This window comes from Undibacterium sp. MH2W (assembly GCF_049340215.1).
Classification (GTDB): Bacteria; Pseudomonadota; Gammaproteobacteria; order Burkholderiales; family Burkholderiaceae_D; genus Undibacterium.
Genome location: NZ_JBMPPA010000004.1, coordinates 402,701 through 427,766 on the forward strand (window position 1 = coordinate 402,701; position 25,066 = coordinate 427,766).

Here is a 25,066-nt window from a genome sequence, read left to right on the forward strand (position 1 = left end):
GGTGCGATTCCTTTTACATCAGTTCAAAAATGTCCGGTATTTTATCCGATACGCTCTTTGCAGCGCAGATTTTTGGGCAATCGAGACAATTCACATCAACTTAAACAGCACCAGCTTAAACAGGCCACAAAGGAGGTTCCTCCATGAGGGCAATCTGTTCACGCAGTTCAAGAATACGGTCTTGCCAGTAACGTTGGGTATTAAACCAAGGAAAAGCAGTGATGAAAGCTGGATCTGTCCAACGCTGTGCAAGCCACGCAGAATAGTGAATTAACCGTAGTGTTCGTAGCGCCTCAATGAGGTACAGTTGACGCGGCTCAAACTCATAAAAATCTTCATAGCCAACCAAAATATCCGTTAGCTGCGTCTGCATCTCCTGACGAGATCCCGAGAGTAGCATCCATAAATCCTGGATACCTGGTCCCATCCGGCTATCGTCAAAATCCACAAAATGCGGCCCCGCCTGCTCACCTTGATCTAGCCACAGCACATTGCCCATATGACAATCACCATGTAAGCGAATCAAAGAAACATCCCCCGCTCTGTCATAACACGCTGCAACCCCATCCAGCGCCTGCTGAACAACAGATTGATAGGCCGGCAATAAGTCAGACGGCACGAAGTCGTGCGCCAGTAACCAATCTCGCGGCACCGTTCCAAAAGTATGCGGATCGATCACAGGACGATGTGCGTAGGGACGCAACGCACCAACCGCATGAATACGGCCAATGAACCGCCCTAGCCATTCCAAGGTCGCAGGATCACCGACCTCAGGGGCGCGACCACTTTGTCGTTGAAACAACGCAAAACGGTATCCTTGGTAGGAAAATAAACTCGCCCCCTCGGCATTTTGCATGGCAGGCACAACAGGAATTTCCTGTTCGACAAGTTCATGAACAAATTGATGCTCTTCAACAATCGCTTCATCCGTCCATCGCTGGGGGCGATAAAATTTTGCGATCAGTGGCGGCGCATCATCAATCGCCACTTGATATACACGGTTCTCATAGCTATTAAGCGCCAATAAGCGACCATCGCAGTGCATGCCACAGCTATCGACGGCATCAAGCACAAGTTCAGGCGACAAATCAGAAAAAGACTGGGGGAGTGTTTGTTCATTCATACCCCGAATTGTACGTGGTAATTTCTCTTTTATTTCCCTTTCATCCACCTTTCTTCTCTCTGATCGATGTCTTTCCGTTTGCGTCAAAAAACGATAAAACGCGTTACAGCATGACGACAAAGCGCTACACTTCCGGTATTTACATATTCACATTCAGGTTACACCATGCATTTAGACGAACCACTCAGCGACAAAGAATTTAATGAACTGGACAAATTTCTGATGTCCGACCGGGTTGGCGACGATGGAATGACCATGGATGCCTTGCACGGCTACCTCACTGCCATTGCACTCGGTCCTGAGATGATTCCGATGAGTGAGTGGCTGCCTTTGGTTTGGGGTCTGCCAGACGCCGCTGAACCAAAGTTCAAAAACGAAAAAGAATTACAGCGCATTACGCAGTTGATCGCTCGTTTCATGAACGAAATCCAGATCACATTTGAGGTCGCACCCCAAGAATTTGAACCACTGTTTTGCATACTCGAACAAAACGGCAAAGAATTAATCGACGGTGAGACGTGGGCGTGGGGCTTCTGGGAAGGAATGCAATTACGCGAAGAAGCATGGGAAGCTGCATGGGAATCCGAAGAAATCGGCCCACTGCTACAACCGATCTACTTATTGGGTGCGGAAGAAATCGACGAAGAAGAGCTTCAATTCGTCGATACGCCAGAAAAATGCCATACGTTGGCGCTGTCCATCGAAGCATCGATTCCTGCCATCCGCCGTTTCTGGGCACCCTTAAGAAAATCAGGGGTAACAACCGTCAAACGTGACACACCCAAAGTAGGTCGCAATGATCCTTGTCCTTGCGGTAGTGGCAAAAAATATAAAGCCTGTTGCGGCGCTGAGCCGACCTTGCATTAATTGATCACAAGCTAATCGACCCGTATTAGCGCAGAAAGACTTGAGGAAAAGCTCTAGCGTAAAAGTGATCATTTAACCAAGACTCATGGTACTTTTTGAGTTTGCGTTACTTTTATCCTTTTATTATTCAACAAAGCTGGAGTTTCCCATGAGCTTACAAGAACAATTCAACCTCGCCTTAGCTGAGTCCAAAAATTTACCGGAGCGTCCAGATAACATGACGCTCCTGAAAATCTATGCCCTGTTCAAACAAGGCAGCACGGGCGATGCCACAGGTGATCGTCCTGGTATGACCGACTTCGTTGGTCGCGCCAAGTTTGATGCGTGGGCAAATTTAAAGGGGACATCTCAGGAAGATGCTATGCAGCAATACGTCGACCTGATCAACTCGTTAAAATGAATTAAGCAGATTCGGTGGCGTAGCGCCGCTTAATCCTGCAATCAGATTATCCGCAGCACAATTTGCCATCGCGAGGCGTGTCGCCGGTGATGCGCTGGCAATGTGCGGCGTCAAAACGACGTTACTCAGACTTAAAAAATCCGGATCAAATTGAGGTTCTTTTTCAAACACGTCGAGTCCGGCTGCGGCAATCTGCTTATTGCGTAGCGCAACAATTAACGCTTTATCATCAACAATCCCGCCACGCGCCAAATTGATGAGCGTTGCCGTCGGCTTCATCATCGCTAATTCTGCCGCCCCGATCGTATGATGAGAGGCTGCGGAATACGGCAAAACTAGCATCACATGATCCGCCTGTCGCAACAACTCCTCTTTACTGACGTAATGCGCGTGATTGGCCTGTGCTTCTTGTTCTGGCGAAAGACGTGAGCGATTGTGATAAATCACCCGCATATTAAATCCCGTTGAACGACGAGCAATCGCCTGCCCTATCCTGCCCATACCAATAATGCCCAGTGTAGAGCCATGGAGATCGGCACCGAGGAAATAATCATAACGCCATTTATGCCATTGCCCATCGCGCAGCCAGTGTTCTGCCTCGGTAATACGGCGGGCCGTCGCCATCATGAGCGCCCATCCAAAATCAGCCGTCGTTTCATTCAGAACATCTGGTGTATTGCTCGCTTTCACGCCAAACTCGGTCATAGCAGGCACATCAAAATTATCGTACCCCACCGCCATATTCGCGACCATTTTCAAGTCTGGCAATTGTTGCAATAGTTCGCGATGAATGCGTGCGCTCGAAGTTGTCATTGCACCCGCCTTACCGCGCAGTTTTTCGACTAACTCCGAGGGCGTAAAGACCACATCTTCTTGGTTAGACTCCACCTCAAAGTGCGCAGACAAACGGGTCAGTACTTCGGGAAAAACAGCACGAGCAACTAAAATGGCAGGTTTCATCATTCATCCAGAAAAAAGTAAAATCAAACGGGCTAGCCCAGTGTGTAGGCGTTGACGCTATCTTAACTTTAAATTGGATTGACGATCCGTGATGCATGCGGTTTGAAAAAATTTCATCCGTCCTACATCACCGCGAATCCGTCCTTCTGGTGATCCACATCAATGCAAACACTGCGATATCTGTTTATAATTTGCGCCTATCCTCTGGCTTTTTATTGAACTAAGCGGAAGAGCGCCCTATGAAGTACAAGGCGCCGCTGCATTTGCTTATGCACAAAGTATATAAGCCTGATTTGTGAGATCTGTGAAATTGCCTTAAAATACAAGGCTTTGCAGCCATAGCATGCGTTTTTTTGGCGAATTGGCTGCGCCAACACCCCGAATTTTAAAGATTGGACTGTTATGACCCACGTTGTGACCGAATCCTGCATCCGCTGCCGCTATACCGATTGCGTGGATGTCTGCCCTGTGGACTGCTTCCGTGCTGGCCCCAATTTCTTGATCATTGATCCGGACGAATGTATCGACTGCGCGGTGTGCGTGGCAGAATGCCCAGCCAATGCGATTTATGCCGAAGAAGACGTACCGGCAGACCAACAGCAATTCATCAAAATCAATGCTGAATTGACACGTAAATGGCCTTCGATCACGAAAACAGTCGCTCCACTCGCCGATGCGGATGACTGGAAAGACGTCAAAGACAAACTGCAATACCTGGAACGCTAATCCCATCCAGACCGCCATTGCTGAGGCGATGCCATCATGGCAAGCGGGTAGCAAGAAAATCGCTACCCAACCAATTTTAGGTAATATCAGGAAATATCTCGTCGTATGGAAAATAATCAAACTACACAGGCAAACGGCGTCATCGAAGCCGATGCCGTTATTATTGGTGCGGGTCCGGTTGGCCTGTTCCAAGTGTTCGAGTTAGGTCTGCTCGAAATCAAAGCACACGTGATCGATTCACTGGCGGTGGTTGGCGGTCAATGCGTCGAGTTATATCCTGACAAACCGATTTACGACATTCCAGCCGTGCCAGTTTGCACAGGTCAAGAACTGACTGACAATCTGTTAAAACAAATCGAACCGTTCGAGCCGACTTTCCACTTGGGTCAAGAAGTGACACTGGTTGAGCGTCGTGAAGATGGTCGTTTTGATCTGGAAACATCCACTGGTACGCGCTTCATCACTAAAACAATTTTTATCGCTGCTGGCGTTGGTTCATTCCAACCACGTACGTTAAAAGTGGACGGTATCGAAGCATTTGAAGGCAAACAAGTCTTCTACCGCGTCAAAGATCCTAGCCAATTCCACGGTAAAAACCTGGTGATCTGTGGCGGTGGCGACTCCGCGCTTGACTGGGCACTGAACTTGGTCGGTAAAGCAGAATCCGTCGTTCTGTTGCATCGCCGTGAAGATTTCCGTGCTGCGCCAGCGTCAGTCGCCAAAATGAAAGAACTGTGCGACAACTACGAAATGCAACTGACGATCGGCCAAGTCACTGGCATCGAAACAAAAGATGACGTACTGAGCGAAATCAAGGTAACAGGTGCCGATGGCGTAACACGTCGTATGCCACTTGATAACCTGTTGGTATTCTTCGGCTTGTCACCAAAACTTGGCCCAATCGCTGAATGGGGTCTAGAGATTGAGCGTAAGCAGCTCAAGGTGATGAATACTGAAAAATTCGAAACCAACGTACCTGGCATTTTCGCGGTTGGCGATATCAACACCTACCCAGGCAAAAAGAAATTGATTTTGTCTGGCTTCCATGAAGCCGCGTTGGCAGCATTCGGTGCAGCACCGTATATTTTCCCTGAAAAGAAAATCCACATGCAGTACACAACGACATCGCCAAAATTGCATAAAATTCTCGGCGTGGAAACACCAACGTTCGACTGATGACGACCGATTGCTGCGGCAATCACTCATCTTAAAAAAAGCGCAAAGCAATTTGCGCTTTTTTATTTTTGCGCATCCCACTTGCATTGATCTTCAGATAATGCCTTGATTTGATAAGGCTTTTCTCTGCGCCATCGCTAAAACATGGATAATAGCGTCCATCGCATTTTGAACATTATTTTGGAATACTCTCATGGAAATTAAGGTCAACTTTCTCGATAAGCTTCGTCTTGAAGCCAAGTTCGATGACTTCACGGTGATCGCTGACCAGCCAATCCGCTATAAAGGCGATGGCTCAGCACCAGGGCCGTTCGATTACTTTTTAGCATCTTCTGCGTTATGTGCGGCATACTTTGTGAAGTTATATTGCAATACTCGCAATATTCCAACTGAGAATATCCGCTTATCGCAAAACAACATCGTTGATCCAGAAAACCGGTATCAACAAATTTTCAAAATCCAAGTGGAGTTGCCAGCCGATATCTCCCCGAAGGACCGCGAAGGCATTCTGCGTTCGATTGATCGCTGCACGGTTAAAAAAGTCGTGCAAACCGGCCCAGAATTTGTGATTGAGGAAGTCGACAATCTCGACGCCGATGCCCAAGCTTTATTGACCCTTCAGCCCGGTAACGAAGGGAGCACCTTCATTCCAGGCAAAGATCTGCCGCTCGAACAAACCATTGCCAACATGTCTAGACTCTTAGCTGGACTCGGGATCAAGATTGAAATTGCCTCTTGGCGCAATATTATTCCAAACGTGTGGTCATTACACATCCGCGATGCACACTCTCCGATGTGCTTCACGAATGGAAAAGGGGCAATAAAGGAAAGCGCGCTGGCTTCTGCATTGGGCGAATACATTGAACGTCTCAGCTGCAATCACTTCTACGCTGGCTCATTCTGGGGCGAGGATATCGCCAACGCACCTTTTGTCCATTATCCGAACGAACGCTGGTTTAAGCCTGGCAAGAAAAACGCACTACCCAAAGACATTCTCGATGACTATTGCTTGGATATTTACAATCCTGATGGTGAATTACGCGGCACACATCTCATCGACACCAACTCCGGCAATACGGAGCGCGGCATTTGTGCACTGCCCTATGTGCGCCAGTCCGATGGTGAAACGGTGTATTTCCCCTCAAATCTGATTGAAAACCTTTTCGCCAGCAATGGCATGAGTGCGGGTAACACCCTCGCTGAAGCACAAGTACAGTGCTTGTCAGAAATTTTTGAACGTGCAGTCAAACGCGAGATCATCGAAAAAGAAATCGCGTTACCAGACGTGCCGCAAGAGGTCTTAGCCAAATACCCAGGGATACTGGCGGGCATTCAAGGCTTGGAAGAACAAGGCTTTCCGGTGTTGGTAAAAGACGCCTCATTGGGTGGTCAATATCCAGTCATGTGCGTCACACTGATGAACCCACGTACAGGTGGTGTGTTTGCATCATTCGGCGCACACCCTCGCCTCGAAGTCGCATTGGAACGTAGCCTTACTGAGCTATTACAAGGACGCAGCTTTGAAGGTCTCAATGATTTACCGCAACCAACATTCGTCAGCAATGCGGTCACTGAACCGAACAACTTTGTTGAACATTTCATCGATTCCAGCGGTGTCGTTTCTTGGCGCTTCTTTAGTGCCAAGTCCGATTACGACTTTGTGGAATGGAACTTTGCGGGTCAAGGACTCAGTGCCAATGAAGAAGAAGTGGCAACCCTATTTGGTATTCTCAAAGCAATGGGCAAAGAGGCTTACATGGCTGTGTACGATCAGCTTGGTGCTACGGCCTGCCGGATTTTGGTCCCCGGCTATTCCGAAGTCTACCCCGTTGAAGATTTAATTTGGGACAACACCAACAAAGCACTTCTCTTCCGCGAAGATATTCTCAATCTCCACAAGCTCGATGAAGAGGCCTTGGAAGACTTGCTGGACCGCCTGGAAAATAATGAATTAGACGACTACAGCGACATCGCCACATTGATTGGTATTGAATTTGATGAAAACACCGTATGGGGCCAACTCACCGTATTGGAGTTAAAGCTACTGATCAACCTTGCGTTACAAGACTTTGAAGAAGCGCATGAACTCGTCGGCGCATTTTTGCATTACAACGACAATACCGTTGAGCGCGGTTTGTTTTACCAAGCATTGAATGTGGTGTTGGAAGTCACACTCAATGACGAGTTGGACTTAGAAGACTACATCGTTAATTTCCGCCGCATGTTTGGAAATGAACGGATGGACGCGGTCATCGGCTCTATCGACGGCAGTGTACGGTTCTATGGACTCACGCCAACGAGCATGCAACTGGAAGGTCTGGATCGCCATGCACGTTTGATTGATAGCTACAAAAAGATCCACGCCGCCCGCGCGCGATAACAGCGTATCTTCAAGAGGCGACCGTTATAGACAACGGTCGCCTCATTGCTTCATCACTTCGTTACTTCCTCATTCACCGCAAGCGTCCACTCTACCGAACGACGTCCACCGATGTTGACACCGGTAGATGTTGCTTTAGGTTGGTGGTCCCTGAGAAGTCCGACTAGTGGCACACCGGACTCTTGCGCCAATGCCACATGTGCTGATGTGATGTTTGTTAAAGGCAGAAGAAATCGTTGCGCATAGTGACCTTGTAGACTGCGCCAGCTTAAATACAAAAAACGATCTTTTGGCGATCCGTGACAAAAGTCACCTAAAAAAATCGGTTGCCCTTCTTTTCCAGTTTTGACCTGTAACTGAAAATCAAACACAAACTCGTGATCACTGATTTTCTTCCCCTGCATCAGAAGATCATTTTTATCCTGCAACCCGAAATCGGTCGGGCCGCCATTCCATACGACAGGCCCAACTCCGTCATAAATAAATCTCAATGCAACAGAATCCACAATGAACCCCTCGCGTCATTCGTGATGATTAATTGGCGATCAATCTAAGGATAGAACTGGTTCGTGCATCGCATCTCTATAACGTAAGGCAATCGTTTCGAATTGATCAGCGACGGCCAAAAAGGCATCGAGCACATCGGGATCAAAATGAATCCCTCGTCCCCTCCTCATCACCTCAATCGCCTCTTGGTGAGAAAGAACTGGTTCGTAATCACGTTCAGAAATCAGTGCATCATAGACATCTGCCACAGCCATTAATCTTGCCGAAATCGGGATCGCGTCCCCTTGAATACCGTCTGGATACCCGCTTCCATCCCATTTCTCTTGATGAGAATACGTGATTTCACGGGCAAAGCGCAAGAAGTTGTTACTCTCGCCGAGATGATACTCAACAGACAAAATGATATCGCGACCATAGACGGTATGTTTCTTCATGACATCAAATTCAGCCTGTGTCAGCTTTCCTTGCTTCATTAACACCTTGTCCGGAATGCCAACTTTACCGATATCGTGCAACGGTGCCGATTTATAAAGTAGCTCGATATTCTCGTCGGTCAGTTCGTGCAAAAATCGCGGATGCTCTCGCAACTGAAGTGCCAAGGCTTGAACATATAGTTGCGTCCGTCTGACGTGATTGGACGACTCATTATCCCGTATCTCACCTAATGAGGCCATTGCGAGAATGATGGCATCCTGCATTTTGGCGAGCTTACTTGTTCTGTCCTGCACTAAGCGTTCTAGGTACTTGTTTTGATCACGCAATAACTGCTGGGCACGAAGCAGAGTTAACTGCGTCGCCACGCGCGCCACCACCACCGCTGGGCTGATCGGCTTACTGATGTAATCCACAGCACCTAACAATAGTCCTTTTTCTTCGTCGGCAGGCTGATTTTTTGCTGTCAAAAAAATGACAGGAATATCGACTGTCAGCAAATCTGATTTGAGACGACGACACGTTTCATACCCATCCATTTCAGGCATCATGACATCAAGCAGAATCAAGTCGGGCGCAGGTTGTTGGGCGGCGATTTGCAACGCTTTTGCACCGCTAGTGGCAATTTTTATCCGGTATTGCGATTTAAATAGTCCTGACAGAAGTGCGATATTGTCGGGGGTATCATCGACAATTAAGATCGTTTGCTTTGCTGTAGGATCGACTCTCTGACGCATACTATGGTGGGCTGACATGGCGAACAAAAAACCAAGACAGCCGCGGCTCCCTATTTAATTGACTGCACGTTAATCTGAAATCCATTGCGCGTTGCGCCTTGGCGTAAGTACGCGAGTGCGGCATCAAAATCAAATTGCTTTGCTGCCCGCATTAACTGCTTGTACTGCTCGACCCCAAGTGCCTGCACAATCACATCATTGGATTCCATCATGACATCCACGGCTTCGCCATCGTATTCTGACAATAATGATTCACAGTGGCTAATAACGCTTTGCATTGTTGCTCGATCAAACGTTGGACCCGCGCTCGGCACTTGCTCTGTGGGCTCAGTATCAGCGCGCATCCGTGTGATTGCATGCTCAATTGCAACAATCGTTAATTGCAGTTGCTTTTGGCAAGCATCAAATCGCGAGAGGATATCCCTCGCTTGACTAGACGTCCGAAGTAAGTTTTCCAAATCCTGCGCCATGTATCGGATTTCTTTCGCAGCAATCAGCGCAGCAACCCCTTTCAAGGTATGCACAAGTCGTTCTGCGGTTTGCGTATCACCTTCAACAAAAGCTGATTGCGCTTTAACAATCGCATCGCGCTGATCTTCACAAAAACGTCTGAGCAGCTCTCCGTATAACTCATAGCTACCCATCGTACGTTTCAAGCCCTCTTCGGTGTCGACACCATCGATCAACAAAACGTTGGCATGGCTTTCCTTGTCTTCAGCAACGTAGCTTTGGCGCTTACCGGTTTCATGACTTGGGCACCACTCTGAAATCGTCGAAAATAAAGCCGCTGGTTCAATGGGTTTTGGCAGATGCGCGTTCATCCCTGAATCGAGGCAACGCTGCCGCTCATCAAGCATCGCATGCGCCGTCATCGCAATAATCGGCAGCTGATCGAAGCGATTGTCAGCACGAATCATCGCCGTTGCAGCGTGTCCATCAAGTTCGGGCATTTGCAAATCCATGAAAACCAAGGAGAAATGTTCGGGCGGATGTGCAAGCATTTTTTCGACCGCAATTTTTCCATTGGCAGCAATATCAACAGTGATGCCACTCGCTTCCATTAATTCACGTGCGATTTGCTGATTAATTTCATTGTCTTCCACGAGCAATACACGTAGATCGCTGTATTGCGGAATACTGAGCAACTCTTGTGGTGTGGTCTGATGCTCTTGCTTGGAATAGAGTTCAGCAAGGCAATGGCGAAGGCTGACTGGATTCACGGGTTTATTGATAAATCCATCGGGAACGACGTCCGCACGATGATTGACTTCCTCGCGTCCATGGGCACCAACCAACACAAATAAAGGCGACGAACGGAGCGTTTTAATATTTTTCAACAGACCGATCAATGCAAGACCATCCACATCTGGCATATCCAGATCAACGAACATTAAGTCATACGGTTGATAGACATCGCGCTCTTCCAGTGCATGAATCGCATCGTTTGCGGTCAGCGCAACGTCAACATGATCACACATCGACAGCAAAGACTGGCGTAGCGCATCGGCTGCCAAGTTACTGTCATCGACAATCAAAATGCGCATGTCCTTCAGGGTCTGTGGCAAATGCAACGACGCCTGCTGGGATTGACTAACGCCAAACCACGCAGAAAAGCGCACGGTTGTTCCTTGCCCTGGGGTACTTTCAAGGGAGATATCACCTCCCATCAAATCAACGACACGTTTAGCAATAGATAAACCAAGTCCAGTGCCACCAAATTTACGTGTCGTGGATAGGTCAGCCTGACTAAACGGAACAAATAAACGATGCATCTGCTCCGCGGACATGCCAATACCAGTATCCCTGACGGCAAATTCAAGCTTAATCCGATCGCTCGACTGCTCCAATTCTCGACAGCGCACTTCAATTTCACCTTGCTCTGTGAATTTGATGGCGTTATTGACCAGATTAATTAATACCTGCCCTAAGCGCAAAGCATCCCCACGGAGATGGCGAGGAACGGTGTGCGCCGCACCGAAAACCAGTTCAACACCTTTTTCATAAGCCTGATCGGCTGTCATTGAAGCGATATTTTCCAAGACATCATCGAGGCTGAAGTCGGCATATTCAATCGTCAACTTACCTGCTTCGACCTTAGAAAAATCAAGAATATCGTTGATAATTCCTGTCAATGCCATGCCAGCGTGGTGAATTTTTTCGATGTAATCTTTTTGTTTCGGCGTGAGTTCAGTTCTCAATGCCAAATGCGTCATGCCGATGATGGCATTCATGGGCGTGCGAATTTCATGGCTCATGTTCGCTAAAAACAGCGATTTCGCCTCGGTCGTCTCTTCGGCATGGCGACGTGCCACTTCCGCCTCTTTGAGCTCATTTTGCATTTGCAGTGTCTCTAAACGGATCTGCTCAGCCATGCTCTCTTGTAATTGCGATTCCAGCAGTTTTCTTTGGGTGATGTCCGACATAAAAGACAAGGTCGCTGGCTGACCTTCCCAATCGATCTGCACCGCAGATAGTTCAACCCAAATAATCGCATGAGAAGAAGGCGGGAGGATGCGACAATGAAGGTAATGGTCAGTTTGTTCTGTGTTGATATGGCACGTACTGAAATTTTCAGCGAGCAAGCGGTCTTCCGCTAAAATCAGGTCCAGAAAACGTTGGTGGTGCAACTGCGCTGCATCGCTCGCAAACAAATGGCATGCTTTCGGATTCGCAAACACAATTTGCCCCTGCTGGATCACGAGAATACCTTCAGAGGCATTATTCACTAATTGTCGATAATGTTTCTCGGAACGATTTAGATCCGACTCCAAGCGCCGACGCGCTGAGATATCCATTACCACCCAGACAGTGCCATGCGATAAATCATTTTTATCGACCGCTTGTCCTGAAAACTGCACCCAGAACAACTCACCGTTGGCGCGCCGCATTTGCATTTCTGTCTGATACGGGGCACCCGTTTTAATCACCTGATTGACCTTATCGCCAAACGAAAAATAGTCCTCTCGCGAGACATAGAACTGCTCTAAAGAAGCATTCAAAATCGTATCGCGATGAACACCGTACATTAAACAGAGCGGTGTATTCGCCCACTGAACGCGACCGTGGTGGTTTAAAAAGACGATGCCGACGATCGCATTTTCAAGGATCGTTTCCCGTTCGGCGAGCATGCGCTTGAGTTCTTCATCGAGCGCTTTCCGTTCTTGCATTGCTTCCTCAGCCAAACGGCGAGCTAATTCTGCTTCTTTCAATTCATTTTTAATATGCAAGGTCTGGACATGAATGCGTGTTGCCCGTCCTTGGACCTTCGAAAACAGCTCAAGGTAACGTTGCTGCTCCTTGAAAGCCGCCTCCCAATTTTTTTGCTCTGAATAAATATCGGTAATTTCTTTCATCGCCCGTAGCGGGACGTAGAAATAACCTTTATTGCCGCTCTCATCGATGGCACGGCGTAGATCACGCACCGCATCATGATGACGCTGATGGCAGTGATGTAAATAGCCGCTCACCCACCAGCTATACGGTTTCAGATGTTTATCTTCGAATGTCTCAAGCGAGTGCATCGCGGTCTGCGACAATTGATCCGCCTGCGTCAACTGACCTTTTCTGGCCAAGGTGTAAGCCGCTACTGAAAAACAAAATGCGCGACTCGCAGGGTCAGTATGTAATGCCGCCCTGCCCTCCCCGATGTAGGGGGCAACCGCTGCATAAGCGTCATCATATTTCTCAAGCGAGAGCTTACAAAGGGCAAGCATCGTCGAAATAAAGGGCGCCAGCCAACGCTCATTGGAATCAACTGCAATTTGTCTGGCCTCATCGAGCATCGTTTCGGCATACTCGACGTTCCCACTCATGTAAAAAATTTCTCCCAAATTCGCCAAAATTTGTGAGGCGCGATTGAGAATCTGGAGATGCCGAGCTTGCTCAAGCGCTTTATAAAAGTGACGTATCGCCTCTTCGGTAAAACCAAGTTCTTGGGAGAGAACGGCGAGGATATTGAGGACCAACACCGACAAACGGTGATCCTTGACTGGCAATAAGGGAAGAATTTTAGAATGGCAAAGAGAGTAGGCTTGTTCGGACATGCCGCGCTTGCGCCACACAGCGACCGTACCCAAATTTGCAAAAGCGAGACCCAAGTCATCGCCCACCAACTCAAACATGGCCGCAGTTCGTTCGAACTCTGGCTCAGCCAGCTCTAAATTGCCCGCAAAAAAATCAGCGAATGCTAACAGCGACTCGGCGAACGTCCCCAATACCGGCAATCGGTGGAAAATTGCTTGCTGATGCATCTCGCGCGCAAGCTCTCTGCCGGCACAAGGATTGTCCCGCATTTCATCAAAGACCACGAAGCAGCGCTCACGCCACTCTGCCTCTGACAGATAAAGACTACTACTCATACGAGATACCTTTAATAAGATAAGCGTCCAACGTTGGTTCTACGCAAAGCATTTAAGAATTGTACTTTAATTAAGTGATTCGCCATGGATTTAACATTGATTTACATAGCAAAAGAGCTACATTTGCACCATAAATCCCAAAAAATCTGTAACTGGTTTATGATGCAATGCAATACCTGCTTACAGAAACTACAAAAAGTATTATATTTACCCAGAAACTTTCGCCCACTCCAAGTGGGTTAATCATCTCGTCGGCTCTCCGTCTTTTTCAAGAAAGATGACAACATGCTCTACCAACTTCACGAACTTAATCGCGCCTTCTTAAACCCACTGACTCAATGGGCTGAGGCCTCTTCAAAGCTGTTCACCAATCCGATTTCGCCTCTAGCGCATACTCCTTACGCGCAACGTATTGCGGCTGGTTACGAGTTAATGTTCCGTTTAGGTAAAGACTACGAAAAACCAGCATTCGGTATCACGTCAACAACGATTGATAAGCAAGTTGTTGAAATTGCGCAGACGACTGCAGTCATCAAACCTTTCTGCAAATTATTGCATTTCAAGAAAGTACTCAGCGATAAAGATGTAGCGAAACTCAAACAACCAACGGTCTTACTGGTGGCACCTTTGTCAGGCCATCACTCCACACTGTTGCGTGATACTGTACGGGGCTTATTACCACAGCATGACGTCTACATCACCGATTGGACAGATGCCCGCATGGTGCCATTGTCCGAAGGCGCATTTCACTTGCATGACTACATTTACTATGTGCAAGATTTTATTCGCTTATTGGGTCCTGATGTCCACGTTATTTCAGTTTGTCAGCCAACAGTGCCTGTATTAGCGGCTATTTCGCTCATGGCATCGGATAATGATCCAAAATTGCCAAAAACAATGACCATGATGGGTGGTCCGATCGACCCGCGTAAATCCCCAACACAGGTCAATAATCTGGCGACCGAAAAGAAATTTTCATGGTTTGAAAATACGGTCATCTACAGTGTGCCAGCAAACTATCCGGGTTATGGTCGCAAGGTGTACCCAGGTTTCTTGCAACACACCGGCTTCGTGGCAATGAACCCTGACCGCCACGCACAGAGCCACTGGGATTACTACCAGCACTTGATTAAGGGCGATGACGAATCGGCAGAACAGCACCGTAAGTTCTACGATGAATACAATGCCGTTCTCGACATGCCCGCGGATTATTACCTAGAGACGATTAAAACCGTGTTCCAAGAATTCCGCCTGCCAATGGGTACATGGGAAGTCGAAGGAAAACTGGTGCGTCCGCAAGACATCAAAACTGTTGCGTTATTCACGGTTGAGGGTGAGTTGGATGATATCTCCGGTGCAGGTCAAACGCAGGCGGCGCACGACTTGTGCAGCAACATCCCTGCCGATATGAAGCAAGATTTTGTTGCCCCTGGCTGTGGCCACTACGGGATTTTCTCGGGTCGTCGTTGGCGTGACATCATCTGTCCAAAAATTGGTGAATTTATCAAAAAACACGGCTAATCGCCGAGTCTGACGCTCACCAGCCCATCAGGCCGCTTTCACATGAAGGCGGTCTTTTTATTTGTTGGCCGTAACATTTGTTCTTCGTCATATTTACGTGGATAATTCAGTTCCTTTTTGCTGTTATTGTAAAGTTTGCCGTGTCAGACCACCTCGCCGTACAAATTGAACAACGCTTGCCGCAGACCCAATGTACAAAATGCGGTTACCCGTCTTGCCATGACTATGCCGTCGCTATTGCGGATGGCAGCGCCAACTACAACCAATGTCCTCCCGGTGGGCAAGAAGGCGTCGCACGCCTAGCCACACTCCTGAACAAGCCTGTGATTGCCCTCAACACAGCGCACGGAGAAGAACGTCCCCGACCTGTTGCTTTTATTGAAGAAGAATTTTGCATTGGCTGTACGCTGTGTATTCAGGCGTGCCCAGTGGATGCCATTCTCGGTGCGCCAAAACAAATGCACACCGTCATCCCTCAGATGTGTACTGGTTGCGACTTATGCGTTGCGCCCTGCCCTGTCGATTGCATCAAAATGATTTCTGTCACACCTGGCAAAACAGGATGGGATGCATGGAGCGAGGAACAGGCGCAGGCGTCCCGTCATCAATTTGAATTCAGAAATCAGCGACTGCTGAGAGAAAAACGAGAAAATGAAGAACGTTTAGCAGCCAAAGCGGCGGCCAAATTAAAGGCGCTCGAGTTAGAAACCGCCCAAACTGCAGAAGAAATACAACAAAAAGAACGCAAAAAAGCCATTATCGCCGCAGCAATTGAACGTGCTCGGTTAAAAAAACTGGAAGCTGAATCAGGAAACGCCTCATGAACCCAGCAAAACGCCACGCCATTTTTACCCGACTACAACAAGAAAACCCGCATCCCACCACCGAGCTGGAGTACACCACGCCATTCGAGTTACTCATCGCGGTACTTCTGTCGGCGCAGGCAACCGATGTGTCGGTCAATAAGGCAACACGTCTCCTTTATCCTGTAGCAAATACACCAGCGAGCATCTACGCGCTGGGTGTGGATGGCTTAATTCCTTATATTCAGACGATTGGCTTATTCCGAACCAAAGCGAAAAATGTCATCGAGACCTGTCGCCTCATTCTGACCGAGCACAATGGTGAGGTCCCGCAAGACAGAGAGGCGCTGGAGGCCTTGCCTGGTGTTGGTCGAAAAACGGCCAATGTCGTGCTCAATACGGCGTTTGGGGTTCCAACGATTGCTGTCGATACGCATATTTTTCGGGTATCGAACCGCACGGGTATTGCTCCTGGCAAAAACGTCGATATCGTCGAGCAGAAGTTAATGAAATTTGTGCCCAAAGAATTTCAACAGGATGCCCACCATTGGCTCATCTTGCACGGTCGTTATACCTGCATCGCCAGAAAGCCGAAATGCTGGAATTGCATGATTCATGATTTGTGCGAATTCAAACAAAAAACACCCTTGCCAGACCATACCTGATCTGACCAAGGGTGTTGCGGTGGACAATGTCAGCTACCACTCGTCGTATATCAAACTGAGTGGACCTTAGTTGTCCTTAGTTGACCTTACACGATCTTGCACGCCTCTTCAAAACTCAACCGTGGCGAGCGTGGGAACAACTTACTTGCGTCACCATAGCCCAAGTTGCAGATAAAGTTGACTTTGACGGTCGTTCCCGCAAAAAAGGTAGCATTGACTTTCTCAGGATCAAAACCAGACATCGCGCCACAATCGAGCCCAACCGCGCGCGCGGCGAGCATCAAATACGCCCCTTGCAAAGAAGAGTTGCGGAATGCCGTTGCTTCAATCACAGGTTGATTGCCCGCAAACCAAGAACGTGCATCGGCGTGAGGGAATAACTTTGGCAATTGCTCGTAAAACGCCATATCCATGCCAATAATCGCAGTGACTGGTGCTGTTTTTGTCTTTTCAACATTGCCTTCAGCCATGCAAGCCAATAATTTTTCTTTTTCCGATGGCGAGGTGACAAAAACGATACGGGCAGGTGAAGCATTGGCAGACGTCGGCGCCCATTTCATTAAGTCGTAAATTTCTTGCAACTGCGCAGTACTGACCGGTTTATCCAACCATCCGTTATGGGTGCGTGCTTCTGTAAATAATACGTCCAATGCGTCTTTTGATAACATTCCACTCTCCTTTATTGTTCAGGTTGCATGGCAACCACGATCATTCATCCTTAATACAAAGGCCCTATATCAATCGCATTCGCTCGACCACAGCAGTCGAGCGAAAATCCTTTTACAATAGAGCCCTTTGCATTTCCTTTTCACCCGTCGGCGTTACTTGCCTAACGAGTTAACAGGCTTATTTTAACGTAGTCGTATTTACAGATCGTTTTTATGTTCAATCCCAGCCAGCACGATGTTCGGCGTTTTTTCTGCGATACCTTCCGCAAAATCCATTCTCACGAAATTTTAACGCCACTCGAAGCGATCGCTTCGGATTGGATTCGGCAACACTCAGAGTATGAAGCCGACCTCAGTGACGTGGATGCCGCACTCGAAGCGAACTACAGCGTGGATCAGGGTCAAACAAACCCCTTTTTGCATTTATCAATGCATTTGTCGATTGCGGAACAGATTTCTGTGGATCAGCCACGTGGCGTAAAAGCCGCTTTTCAACTGTTAGCGCACAAGTTTAATTCTGAACACGAAGCACATCATCAGATCATGGAATGTCTTGGCGAAATGATCTGGAATTCTCAACGCACGGGATTACCGCCGGATGGCGAGGCGTATATAGAATCACTGCAACAACGCTGCAGATAAAAAAACCACGCTACGGCGTGGTTTTTTATTGTCGATTGAAGGGCTTCCTTATTTTTTCAGCACCAAGCTACCTGGCAAGCTATGCAAGTAAGCCGCCACATCGAGGATATCCTCATGGGACAGCACCTTCGCTTGCGCACCCATCGTCGCATTGCCACGACCATTTGGGCCATCGACGCCACGTTGGTAGCCTTTGAGTGCCTGTACGAGGTAATCCTCATGCTGTCCGGCTAACCGTGGGTAGCTTGGGTCGATAGGAGAATTGAAGTCTTTCCCATGGCATGCAGAGCAGTTATTTTTTTCAACGATCGCTTTACCATGCTCTACATTGCCTGACGCAAAGGCAGTCAACGAAGTAACTGACAAGGCCATAGCAGCAACAACCATCGAGGTCATCTTTTTCATATCCAGCTCCTTTTCTTATTTTTGTTGGGAATAATAAGCGGCCAGATCGGCGATATCTTGATCAGACAGGCTGCTGGCAATCCCACGCATCGACAGGTGCTTACGTTCACCTTTACGGTACGCTTGTAAGGCACTTTCAATGTATTTGGCAGATTGACCGCCAATCATCGGGACTTGATACACCTCTGGAAATGTTGCTTTGTACCCTGGAATGGCATGGCAACCAATACACATGGCAATTTTTTTATCAGCAGCATCTTTAGCATTGCCAACAACTTCTGCTGCGACTGCTACATGGGCGAGACTCGCGAGAGCGAGGATTGCAAACAGTTTTTTCATATGAGCGAATTGATGTAAACAAACAGAACAATGAAGACAACACCTTGATACTGCGCACCATTTTATATGATCAAAATCAATTGTGCGAAAAAAACACGCTCAAACGTAGTTATTTGGACAGGATACGACAACACTTTTTCGTTGCCTCAAGAAAACCAAGAGAATTGCGCTCAACCCAAATCACGGCAAAATAGAACAGACGTTCGCAGAACCTGCCAATCTGGCTTATACTCAAGTGCAATGGAAGCACGGCTTCTACCCGATCAATCCAATTTGACTCTTAACGACCATGACCCAGGAAACGACCACTCTCCGTTTTGATGGTGCTGACAACTATGTCGCGACCGATGACCTGAAACTGGCTGTGAATGCGGCACTCCGCTTACAGCGTCCTCTTTTGATCAAAGGCGAACCTGGCACTGGCAAAACAATGCTGGCTGAAGAGGTAGCAGCCGCACTCAACATGCCATTATTGCAATGGCACATCAAATCGACCACCAAAGCGCAACAAGGTCTGTACGAATACGATGCCGTCTCGCGCTTGCGTGACTCGCAATTGGGTGACGAACGGGTTAAAAACATTCACAACTACATCGTGAAGGGTGTCCTGTGGCAGGCGTTCACAGCAGAAGAGCCTGTCGTTTTGCTCATCGACGAAATCGATAAGGCAGATATTGAGTTTCCCAACGACTTATTGCGTGAACTAGACCGGATGGAGTTTTATGTCTACGAAACACGCGAAATGATCCGTGCCAAGCACCGCCCCTTGGTGATCATTACGTCAAACAATGAAAAAGAATTGCCAGACGCCTTCCTGCGCCGTTGTTTTTTCCACTACATCAAGTTTCCAGACAAGGACACGATGCAAAAGATCGTCGATGTCCATTTTCCGAAATTAAAAGCAGATTTGTTGTCACAAGCCTTACAGACGTTTTACGAAGTCCGTGACGTGGCAGGCCTCAAGAAAAAACCGTCGACGTCTGAATTTATCGATTGGTTGAAATTGTTGCTGGCGGAAGATATTCCAGCGGAAGCGCTTCGCAGCAAAGACAACAAGGCGATCGTACCGCCACTCCATGGTGCCTTACTTAAAAATGAACAGGATGTTCACCTGTTTGAGCGCCTCGTGTTTATGTCGAGAACCAATCGCTAACAACAAAAAGACGAAAACACCCATTAAAAAAGCGCGCCCCCTCTTCGGCAGCGCGCTTTTTTTTGCTAGCACAATAGCCACTGAATTGATTAATTTGATTAATGAAACAATGAATCAATTCAGTAGTGGGTCGATCACAGTGGCTGTTTGAGTTGCTCCAGAATCGCTGGATTCTCTAAAGTCGACACGTCTTGGGTGATTGTTTCGCCTTTTGCAAGCACACGCAACAAACGACGCATGATTTTGCCTGAACGTGTTTTTGGCAGATTGTCACCAAAACGGATCTCTTTTGGCTTAGCAATCGGACCAATTTCTTTCGCTACCCAATTCCGTAATTCAGTAGCGATTTGTTTTGCTTCATCGCCGGTAGGACGGCTACGTTTCAGCACAACAAACGCGCAGATTGCTTCACCTGTCGTGTCATCAGGCTTACCAACCACTGCCGCCTCAGCGACCAGCGGATTCGCAACGAGTGCGGATTCAATTTCCATGGTGCCCATGCGGTGACCAGAAACATTGAGCACGTCATCAATACGCCCCGTAATCGTAAAGTAACCTGTGTCCTTGTTACGAATTGCACCATCACCTGCCAGGTAGACTTTGCCACCAAACTCTTCTGGGAAATAGCTCTTTTTAAAGCGCTCTGGATCACCCCAGATGGTACGAATCATGGAAGGCCATGGACGCTTCACCACCAGAATACCGCCCTGCCCGTTAGGCAGATCGTGGCCTGTTTCATCCACAATCGCTGCCATAATGCCTGGCAACGGCAATGTGCATGAACCTGGCACCAGCGGTGTTGCACCTGGCAGCGGAGTCATCATATGACCACCCGTTTCTGTTTGCCAGAAAGTATCAACGATCGGGCAATTGCCGCGGCCGATATTGTTGTAGTACCACATCCACGCCTCTGGATTAATCGGCTCACCGACGGAGCCCAGCAAGCGTAAGGACGAGAGATCGAATTTCGATGGATGCACATTGGCGTCTGCATCTGCCGCCTTGATCAACGAACGGATCGCCGTTGGTGCTGTGTAGAAAATCGTCGCTTTGTGTTTTTCGATCATATTCCAGAAACGCCCTGCATTCGGGAACGTTGGAATGCCTTCAAACACGATTTCAGTTGCACCAACAGCCAATGGTCCGTAAGTGATGTAGGTATGACCAGTGACCCAACCAATATCTGCCGTACACCAGAACACATCGGTTGGCTTGATATCAAATGTCCACTTCATGGTCAGGATCGCCCACAATAAGTAGCCGCCTGACGAGTGTTGAACACCTTTTGGTTTGCCGGTTGAACCCGATGTGTAAAGAATAAAGAGCGGATGCTCTGCACTCACCCATTCTGGCTCGCATTCGGAGGATTGTGTAGCGACCAGCTCATGCATCCACAGATCACGACCCTCGACCATTGCAATAGGACCGCCTGTGCGTTGATAAACGATGACGTTACGCACTTTTTCGCAGTCGCCTAAGCCCAGCGCTTCATCAGCAATGGCTTTCAGTGGTAAATGTTTACCGCCACGAACCTGCTCATCCGCCGTGATCACCGCAACGGCACCGACGTCAACGATACGTTCTTGCAGTGACTTTGCAGAGAAACCACCGAACACCACAGAATGTGTTGCGCCGATACGTGCGCATGCTTGCATTGCAACAACACCTTCAACCGACATGGGCATGTAAATCACCACACGGTCACCTTTGCCGATGCCCAGCGATTTCAGACCATTCGCAAACTGACAAACCTTCTGGTGCAACTCTTTGTAAGTGACTTTCGTGACATCTCCACCGTCGGCTTCAAAAATCACAGCAACTTTGTCGCCATTCCCTTTTTGTAAATTGACGTCCAAGCAGTTATAGGAGACATTGAGCAGACCATCGTCGAACCATTTATAGAGTGGCGCATTCGACTCATCCAAGGTCGTGGAGAATGGCTTGTGCCAGTGCAGATTCTCGCGTGCTAAGTTAGCCCAGAAGCCCTCGTAGTCATCTTCTGCTGACTTGCACAGCGCGTGGTAAGCATCCATTCCTGAAATTGCTGCCGTCGCTGCAAACGCCGCTGGGGGCGGGAAAATCCGGGACTCTGCTTTTATTTCTGTGCTATCAGTGCCGTTCGATGTTGAGTCTGTCATGTTTGTCTCCGTCTTGTTTTCAATAAAAATCTTTAACGCTGGAATAAAGCCGAATCAAAGGCAGTAAGAAGCAAGCCAACAATCCGTGCCATGAAACTGGACAGGCTAACCTTAAACGCAGAGACTTACTCAAGCCTTACGATGAATCCTGTCCATTGACACTTCCACGCCGTCGCCGAATTCAATACCAGAATAATACCATTAGCCCCACATTGAAGTTTCATTAACATCATGTCGGGATACACGAGCCTGCGACACAGATGTAAAATAATGTTTTATGTGAATGTAACCCAGCACAGTCCCCATGTTGCTGAGTTATCCTGTGCAACATGACGGGGAAAAAGGTGTCTGCGGTTGAACCAAAGACGAACGAGGAACGGCATTGATTTGTTCTGCAAACGTGCATGCAGAGTACGCGACGAAGCACCCACTATGTCGCTGCTATCGCGTCGAGATGATCGCGTCGTTCCTGACCAAACCTGGTTGCGACATTCACTAAGCAACCCATTTTCACCACTAGCGAAGAGCCACACCATGACAGTCATTAAGCAAGACGATTTGATCGAATCCGTAGCCGCCGCGCTACAGTACATCAGCTACTACCACCCTGCTGATTACATCGCCCATTTGGCGCGCGCTTACGAGGCAGAACAAAGCCCCGCAGCCAAAGACGCGATTGCCCAAATTCTGACGAATTCCCGTATGTGCGCAGAAGGTAAGCGTCCTATCTGCCAAGACACCGGTATCGTCAACGTGTTCCTCAAGATTGGTATGGGTGTCCGCTTTGAAGGTTTCTCTGGCTCGATTATCGATGCCGTCAATGAAGGCGTTCGCCAAGGCTACAACCTTGCAGAAAACAAACTGCGTGCGTCGATCGTTGCTGACCCACAGTTCGAACGTAAAAACACCAAAGACAACACACCAGCAGTTGTTCACATGGAACTGGTACCGGGCAACACCGTCGACGTGAAAGTCGCAGCAAAAGGTGGTGGCTCCGAAAACAAAACCAAATTCGTCATGCTCAACCCTTCTGATTCCTTGGTTGACTGGGTGATGAAAACCGTCCCAACGATGGGTGCTGGCTGGTGTCCGCCAGGGATGTTGGGCATTGGTATCGGTGGTACCGCTGAAAAAGCAATGTTGATGGCAAAAGAATCCTTGATGGATGACATCGACATGTATGAACTCAAACAGCGCGGCCCACAAAACAAAACCGAAGAATTACGTATTGAATTGTGCGACAAAATCAACGCACTCGGCATTGGCGCGCAAGGTCTGGGCGGTTTGACGACAGTACTCGACGTGAAAATCAACATGTATCCAACACATGCGGCATCCAAGCCTGTCGCAATGATTCCAAACTGCGCAGCAACTCGTCATGCGCACTTTGTGTTGGATGGATCAGGTCCTTCTTACATTGAACCACCAAAACTCTCTGACTGGCCAGAAGTTCACTGGACACCCGATACAGAAAAATCGAAACGTGTCGATCTCAACACATTGACCAAAGAAGAAGTCGCATCTTGGAAACCAGGTCAGACCTTGCTCTTGAACGGCAAAATGTTGACCGGTCGCGATGCTGCACACAAACGCATTCAAGATATGCTGGCGAAGGGTGAAAGCTTGCCTGTCGATTTCACCAACCGTGTTATTTACTACGTCGGTCCAGTTGATCCTGTCCGTGATGAAGCTGTGGGCCCAGCAGGTCCAACAACAGCGACACGGATGGATAAATTCACCGACATGATGTTAGAAAAAACAGGGTTGATTTCGATGATTGGTAAAGCCGAGCGCGGACCTGTTGCCATTGAGTCGATCAAAAAACATCAATCTGCTTATCTGATGGCCGTTGGTGGTGCAGCTTACCTCGTCTCCAAAGCAATTAAATCGGCAACGGTTGTTGGCTTTGCTGATCTGGGCATGGAAGCGATTTATGAATTCGATGTGGTTGATATGCCAGTGACGGTTGCTGTCGATTCTCAAGGTACCTCTGTCCACAACACAGGTCCAAGAGAATGGCAAGCAAAAATCGGCATCATTCCCGTCAACTGATAACGTAATTAAGTACTAGTTAAACCCGAACCACCTCTGAGCTTGCACCCCTGCAAGCTCAGATTAGAAAAGGACTATCCCACTATGAAGATGCATCGTTTATCACCTGTCGGGGTGTTTGATTCTGGGGTCGGTGGTCTTTCTGTTTTACAACATATTCGACATATTCTTCCGCACGAATCACTCATTTATTTTGCTGATTCAGCCTACGCACCGTACGGTGATAAATCAGAAGCAGATATTATCGAACGCTGCCTCGCCGTCGCCGAATTTTTGCAACAAAAAGAAATCAAAGCCTTTGTCGTCGCCTGCAATACTGCCACTGCGGCGGCTATCAAAACTTTGCGTGCGCACTACCCAGATCTCATCATCATTGGTATGGAACCTGGCCTCAAGCCTGCTGCGCTCTTGAGTAAAGAAAAGATTGTCGGCGTGATGGCAACGCAGTTCACGCTGCAAAGCGACAAATTCAAACAATTAAAGAATCACTTAGCCACTGAAACAAACGTTCACTTCGAAGAGCAAGCCTGCGTTGGCTTGGTCAATCAAATTGAAAAAGGTGAATTGCGGTCGATCGCAACACTGCGATTAGTACGTCAATTTGTCACGCCTTTGCTGCAATCGGGTGCTGATACGCTGGTGCTGGGATGTACTCACTACCCATTCGTCACTGGGCTCATCGAGCAAGTGATTCGCGAATACCACGCAGAGCAAGGGACACCAGAAAAAATCGTTCAGATCGTCGACACGGGTGTTGCCGTTGCCTTGCAGCTTCAACGTTTATTGGAACAAGGCGGATTATCGCTACAGGCAATCCAGCGTCCACCAACGCTAAGGGCGTATACGACCAGCAGCAAGAGCAGTTTGCGCAACGCATTTAGTCAGTTATTAAAAATACCTGATTCGGCACTCGACATCGCTGCGATCGCCGAAATGCCAAGTGCAGTGAGTACCTGTTAATTTTTTAAACGCCCGCTAAACCAAGTGCATGCATGAAAAAAAGCGACGCTGATG

Annotated in this window: 21 protein-coding genes; 12 read left to right on the forward strand and 9 right to left on the reverse strand. The window is 48.2% G+C overall.

What is annotated here, in order from left to right:
• Positions 1-115: 115 nt before the first annotated feature.
• On the reverse strand, positions 116-1,123 hold the full coding sequence (locus tag ACO0K2_RS12435) for a serine/threonine protein kinase (RefSeq protein ID WP_423019200.1): 1,008 nt from the start codon (positions 1,121-1,123) through the stop codon (positions 116-118).
• A gap of 165 nt (positions 1,124-1,288) precedes the next feature.
• On the opposite strand from ACO0K2_RS12435, the gene ACO0K2_RS12440 reads away from it, so the two are divergent.
• Together ACO0K2_RS12440 and ACO0K2_RS12445 are read left to right on the forward strand one after the other, a co-directional pair.
• Positions 1,289-1,990, forward strand: coding sequence for a UPF0149 family protein (locus tag ACO0K2_RS12440; protein WP_423019202.1), 702 nt, complete (start codon positions 1,289-1,291; stop codon positions 1,988-1,990).
• 148 nt (positions 1,991-2,138) lie between these two features.
• Complete coding sequence (locus ACO0K2_RS12445) at positions 2,139-2,390, forward strand: acyl-CoA-binding protein (protein ID WP_423019204.1); 252 nt, start codon at positions 2,139-2,141, stop codon at positions 2,388-2,390.
• On the opposite strand, the gene ACO0K2_RS12450 is transcribed toward ACO0K2_RS12445, so the two are convergent.
• Positions 2,382-3,350 (reverse strand): 2-hydroxyacid dehydrogenase, encoded by a 969-nt coding sequence (locus ACO0K2_RS12450; protein WP_423019403.1) that lies wholly within the window; start codon positions 3,348-3,350, stop codon positions 2,382-2,384. The genes ACO0K2_RS12445 and ACO0K2_RS12450 overlap by 9 nt on opposite strands.
• A gap of 402 nt (positions 3,351-3,752) precedes the next feature.
• On the opposite strand from ACO0K2_RS12450, the gene fdxA reads away from it, so the two are divergent.
• From fdxA to ACO0K2_RS12465, 3 genes are all read left to right on the forward strand, one after another.
• Positions 3,753-4,076 carry a ferredoxin FdxA gene (fdxA, locus tag ACO0K2_RS12455; protein ID WP_423019206.1) on the forward strand — a complete coding sequence of 108 codons (324 nt, stop codon included), beginning with the start codon at positions 3,753-3,755 and terminating at the stop codon, positions 4,074-4,076.
• 105 nt (positions 4,077-4,181) lie between these two features.
• Entirely contained in the window at positions 4,182-5,252 is a 1,071-nt protein-coding gene (locus ACO0K2_RS12460; RefSeq protein WP_423019208.1) for an NAD(P)/FAD-dependent oxidoreductase, read from the forward strand.
• Between the two features lie 193 nt (positions 5,253-5,445).
• On the forward strand, positions 5,446-7,632 hold the full coding sequence (locus ACO0K2_RS12465) for an OsmC domain/YcaO domain-containing protein (RefSeq protein WP_423019210.1): 2,187 nt from the start codon (positions 5,446-5,448) through the stop codon (positions 7,630-7,632).
• Between the two features lie 53 nt (positions 7,633-7,685).
• On the opposite strand, the gene ACO0K2_RS12470 is transcribed toward ACO0K2_RS12465, so the two are convergent.
• From ACO0K2_RS12470 to ACO0K2_RS12480, 3 genes are read right to left on the reverse strand one after another with little or no spacing between them, the layout of a single operon-like run.
• Positions 7,686-8,138 carry a DUF5990 family protein gene (locus ACO0K2_RS12470; RefSeq protein ID WP_423019212.1) on the reverse strand — a complete coding sequence of 151 codons (453 nt, stop codon included), beginning with the start codon at positions 8,136-8,138 and terminating at the stop codon, positions 7,686-7,688.
• Positions 8,139-8,177: 39 nt separating this feature from the next.
• Entirely contained in the window at positions 8,178-9,326 is a 1,149-nt protein-coding gene (locus ACO0K2_RS12475; protein WP_423019214.1) for an HD domain-containing phosphohydrolase, read from the reverse strand.
• A gap of 32 nt (positions 9,327-9,358) precedes the next feature.
• The gene (locus ACO0K2_RS12480; RefSeq protein ID WP_423019216.1) at positions 9,359-13,666 is read right to left on the reverse strand and encodes a response regulator; all 4,308 of its coding nucleotides are present in this window, start codon (positions 13,664-13,666) and stop codon (positions 9,359-9,361) included.
• A gap of 285 nt (positions 13,667-13,951) precedes the next feature.
• On the opposite strand from ACO0K2_RS12480, the gene ACO0K2_RS12485 reads away from it, so the two are divergent.
• The 3 genes from ACO0K2_RS12485 (at position 13,952) to nth (ending at position 16,655) form a co-directional block, all read left to right on the forward strand.
• A complete protein-coding gene (locus tag ACO0K2_RS12485; RefSeq protein ID WP_423019218.1) occupies positions 13,952-15,187 on the forward strand; it encodes a polyhydroxyalkanoate depolymerase in 1,236 nt (411 codons plus the stop codon).
• Positions 15,188-15,312: 125 nt separating this feature from the next.
• Complete coding sequence (rsxB, locus tag ACO0K2_RS12490; protein WP_423019405.1) at positions 15,313-16,011, forward strand: electron transport complex subunit RsxB; 699 nt, start codon at positions 15,313-15,315, stop codon at positions 16,009-16,011.
• The gene (gene nth / locus ACO0K2_RS12495; RefSeq protein WP_423019220.1) at positions 16,008-16,655 is read left to right on the forward strand and encodes an endonuclease III; all 648 of its coding nucleotides are present in this window, start codon (positions 16,008-16,010) and stop codon (positions 16,653-16,655) included. Before rsxB ends, nth begins: the two co-directional genes overlap by 4 nt.
• An 86-nt stretch (positions 16,656-16,741) precedes the next feature.
• Here nth and ACO0K2_RS12500 read toward each other — a convergent pair whose 3' ends face one another.
• Positions 16,742-17,323, reverse strand: coding sequence for a malonic semialdehyde reductase (locus ACO0K2_RS12500; protein WP_423019222.1), 582 nt, complete (start codon positions 17,321-17,323; stop codon positions 16,742-16,744).
• Between the two features lie 213 nt (positions 17,324-17,536).
• On the opposite strand from ACO0K2_RS12500, the gene ACO0K2_RS12505 reads away from it, so the two are divergent.
• The gene (locus ACO0K2_RS12505; protein ID WP_423019224.1) at positions 17,537-17,965 is read left to right on the forward strand and encodes a DUF1841 family protein; all 429 of its coding nucleotides are present in this window, start codon (positions 17,537-17,539) and stop codon (positions 17,963-17,965) included.
• Between the two features lie 48 nt (positions 17,966-18,013).
• Here ACO0K2_RS12505 and ACO0K2_RS12510 read toward each other — a convergent pair whose 3' ends face one another.
• Positions 18,014-18,370 (reverse strand): c-type cytochrome, encoded by a 357-nt coding sequence (locus tag ACO0K2_RS12510; protein WP_423019226.1) that lies wholly within the window; start codon positions 18,368-18,370, stop codon positions 18,014-18,016.
• Positions 18,371-18,385: 15 nt separating this feature from the next.
• Positions 18,386-18,709 carry a c-type cytochrome gene (locus ACO0K2_RS12515; RefSeq protein ID WP_423019228.1) on the reverse strand — a complete coding sequence of 108 codons (324 nt, stop codon included), beginning with the start codon at positions 18,707-18,709 and terminating at the stop codon, positions 18,386-18,388.
• A 289-nt stretch (positions 18,710-18,998) separates the two neighbouring features.
• Between ACO0K2_RS12515 and ACO0K2_RS12520 the strand changes: the two genes are divergently transcribed.
• Entirely contained in the window at positions 18,999-19,862 is an 864-nt protein-coding gene (locus ACO0K2_RS12520; RefSeq protein ID WP_423019230.1) for an AAA family ATPase, read from the forward strand.
• A 134-nt stretch (positions 19,863-19,996) separates the two neighbouring features.
• Here ACO0K2_RS12520 and acs read toward each other — a convergent pair whose 3' ends face one another.
• Positions 19,997-22,000 (reverse strand): acetate--CoA ligase, encoded by a 2,004-nt coding sequence (gene acs, locus ACO0K2_RS12525; protein WP_423019232.1) that lies wholly within the window; start codon positions 21,998-22,000, stop codon positions 19,997-19,999.
• Between the two features lie 534 nt (positions 22,001-22,534).
• Here acs and ACO0K2_RS12530 point away from each other — a divergent pair.
• Positions 22,535-24,052 carry a fumarate hydratase gene (locus ACO0K2_RS12530; protein ID WP_423019234.1) on the forward strand — a complete coding sequence of 506 codons (1,518 nt, stop codon included), beginning with the start codon at positions 22,535-22,537 and terminating at the stop codon, positions 24,050-24,052.
• 84 nt (positions 24,053-24,136) lie between these two features.
• Positions 24,137-25,012, forward strand: coding sequence for a glutamate racemase (gene murI, locus ACO0K2_RS12535; protein WP_423019236.1), 876 nt, complete (start codon positions 24,137-24,139; stop codon positions 25,010-25,012).
• The last annotated feature ends 54 nt before the right edge of the window (positions 25,013-25,066 follow it).

Coding starts and splice junctions, on each gene's coding strand:
- ACO0K2_RS12435 (WP_423019200.1), bottom strand. CDS start 1,123: ATGAATGAACAAACACTCCCCCAGTCTTTTTCTGATTTGTCGCCTGAA.
- ACO0K2_RS12440 (WP_423019202.1), top strand. CDS start 1,289: ATGCATTTAGACGAACCACTCAGCGACAAAGAATTTAATGAACTGGAC.
- ACO0K2_RS12445 (WP_423019204.1), top strand. CDS start 2,139: ATGAGCTTACAAGAACAATTCAACCTCGCCTTAGCTGAGTCCAAAAAT.
- ACO0K2_RS12450 (WP_423019403.1), bottom strand. CDS start 3,350: ATGAAACCTGCCATTTTAGTTGCTCGTGCTGTTTTTCCCGAAGTACTG.
- fdxA (WP_423019206.1), top strand. CDS start 3,753: ATGACCCACGTTGTGACCGAATCCTGCATCCGCTGCCGCTATACCGAT.
- ACO0K2_RS12460 (WP_423019208.1), top strand. CDS start 4,182: ATGGAAAATAATCAAACTACACAGGCAAACGGCGTCATCGAAGCCGAT.
- ACO0K2_RS12465 (WP_423019210.1), top strand. CDS start 5,446: ATGGAAATTAAGGTCAACTTTCTCGATAAGCTTCGTCTTGAAGCCAAG.
- ACO0K2_RS12475 (WP_423019214.1), bottom strand. CDS start 9,326: ATGTCAGCCCACCATAGTATGCGTCAGAGAGTCGATCCTACAGCAAAG.
- ACO0K2_RS12480 (WP_423019216.1), bottom strand. CDS start 13,666: ATGAGTAGTAGTCTTTATCTGTCAGAGGCAGAGTGGCGTGAGCGCTGC.
- ACO0K2_RS12485 (WP_423019218.1), top strand. CDS start 13,952: ATGCTCTACCAACTTCACGAACTTAATCGCGCCTTCTTAAACCCACTG.
- nth (WP_423019220.1), top strand. CDS start 16,008: ATGAACCCAGCAAAACGCCACGCCATTTTTACCCGACTACAACAAGAA.
- ACO0K2_RS12500 (WP_423019222.1), bottom strand. CDS start 17,323: ATGTTATCAAAAGACGCATTGGACGTATTATTTACAGAAGCACGCACC.
- ACO0K2_RS12505 (WP_423019224.1), top strand. CDS start 17,537: ATGTTCAATCCCAGCCAGCACGATGTTCGGCGTTTTTTCTGCGATACC.
- ACO0K2_RS12510 (WP_423019226.1), bottom strand. CDS start 18,370: ATGAAAAAGATGACCTCGATGGTTGTTGCTGCTATGGCCTTGTCAGTT.
- ACO0K2_RS12515 (WP_423019228.1), bottom strand. CDS start 18,709: ATGAAAAAACTGTTTGCAATCCTCGCTCTCGCGAGTCTCGCCCATGTA.
- ACO0K2_RS12520 (WP_423019230.1), top strand. CDS start 18,999: ATGACCCAGGAAACGACCACTCTCCGTTTTGATGGTGCTGACAACTAT.
- acs (WP_423019232.1), bottom strand. CDS start 22,000: ATGACAGACTCAACATCGAACGGCACTGATAGCACAGAAATAAAAGCA.
- ACO0K2_RS12530 (WP_423019234.1), top strand. CDS start 22,535: ATGACAGTCATTAAGCAAGACGATTTGATCGAATCCGTAGCCGCCGCG.
- murI (WP_423019236.1), top strand. CDS start 24,137: ATGAAGATGCATCGTTTATCACCTGTCGGGGTGTTTGATTCTGGGGTC.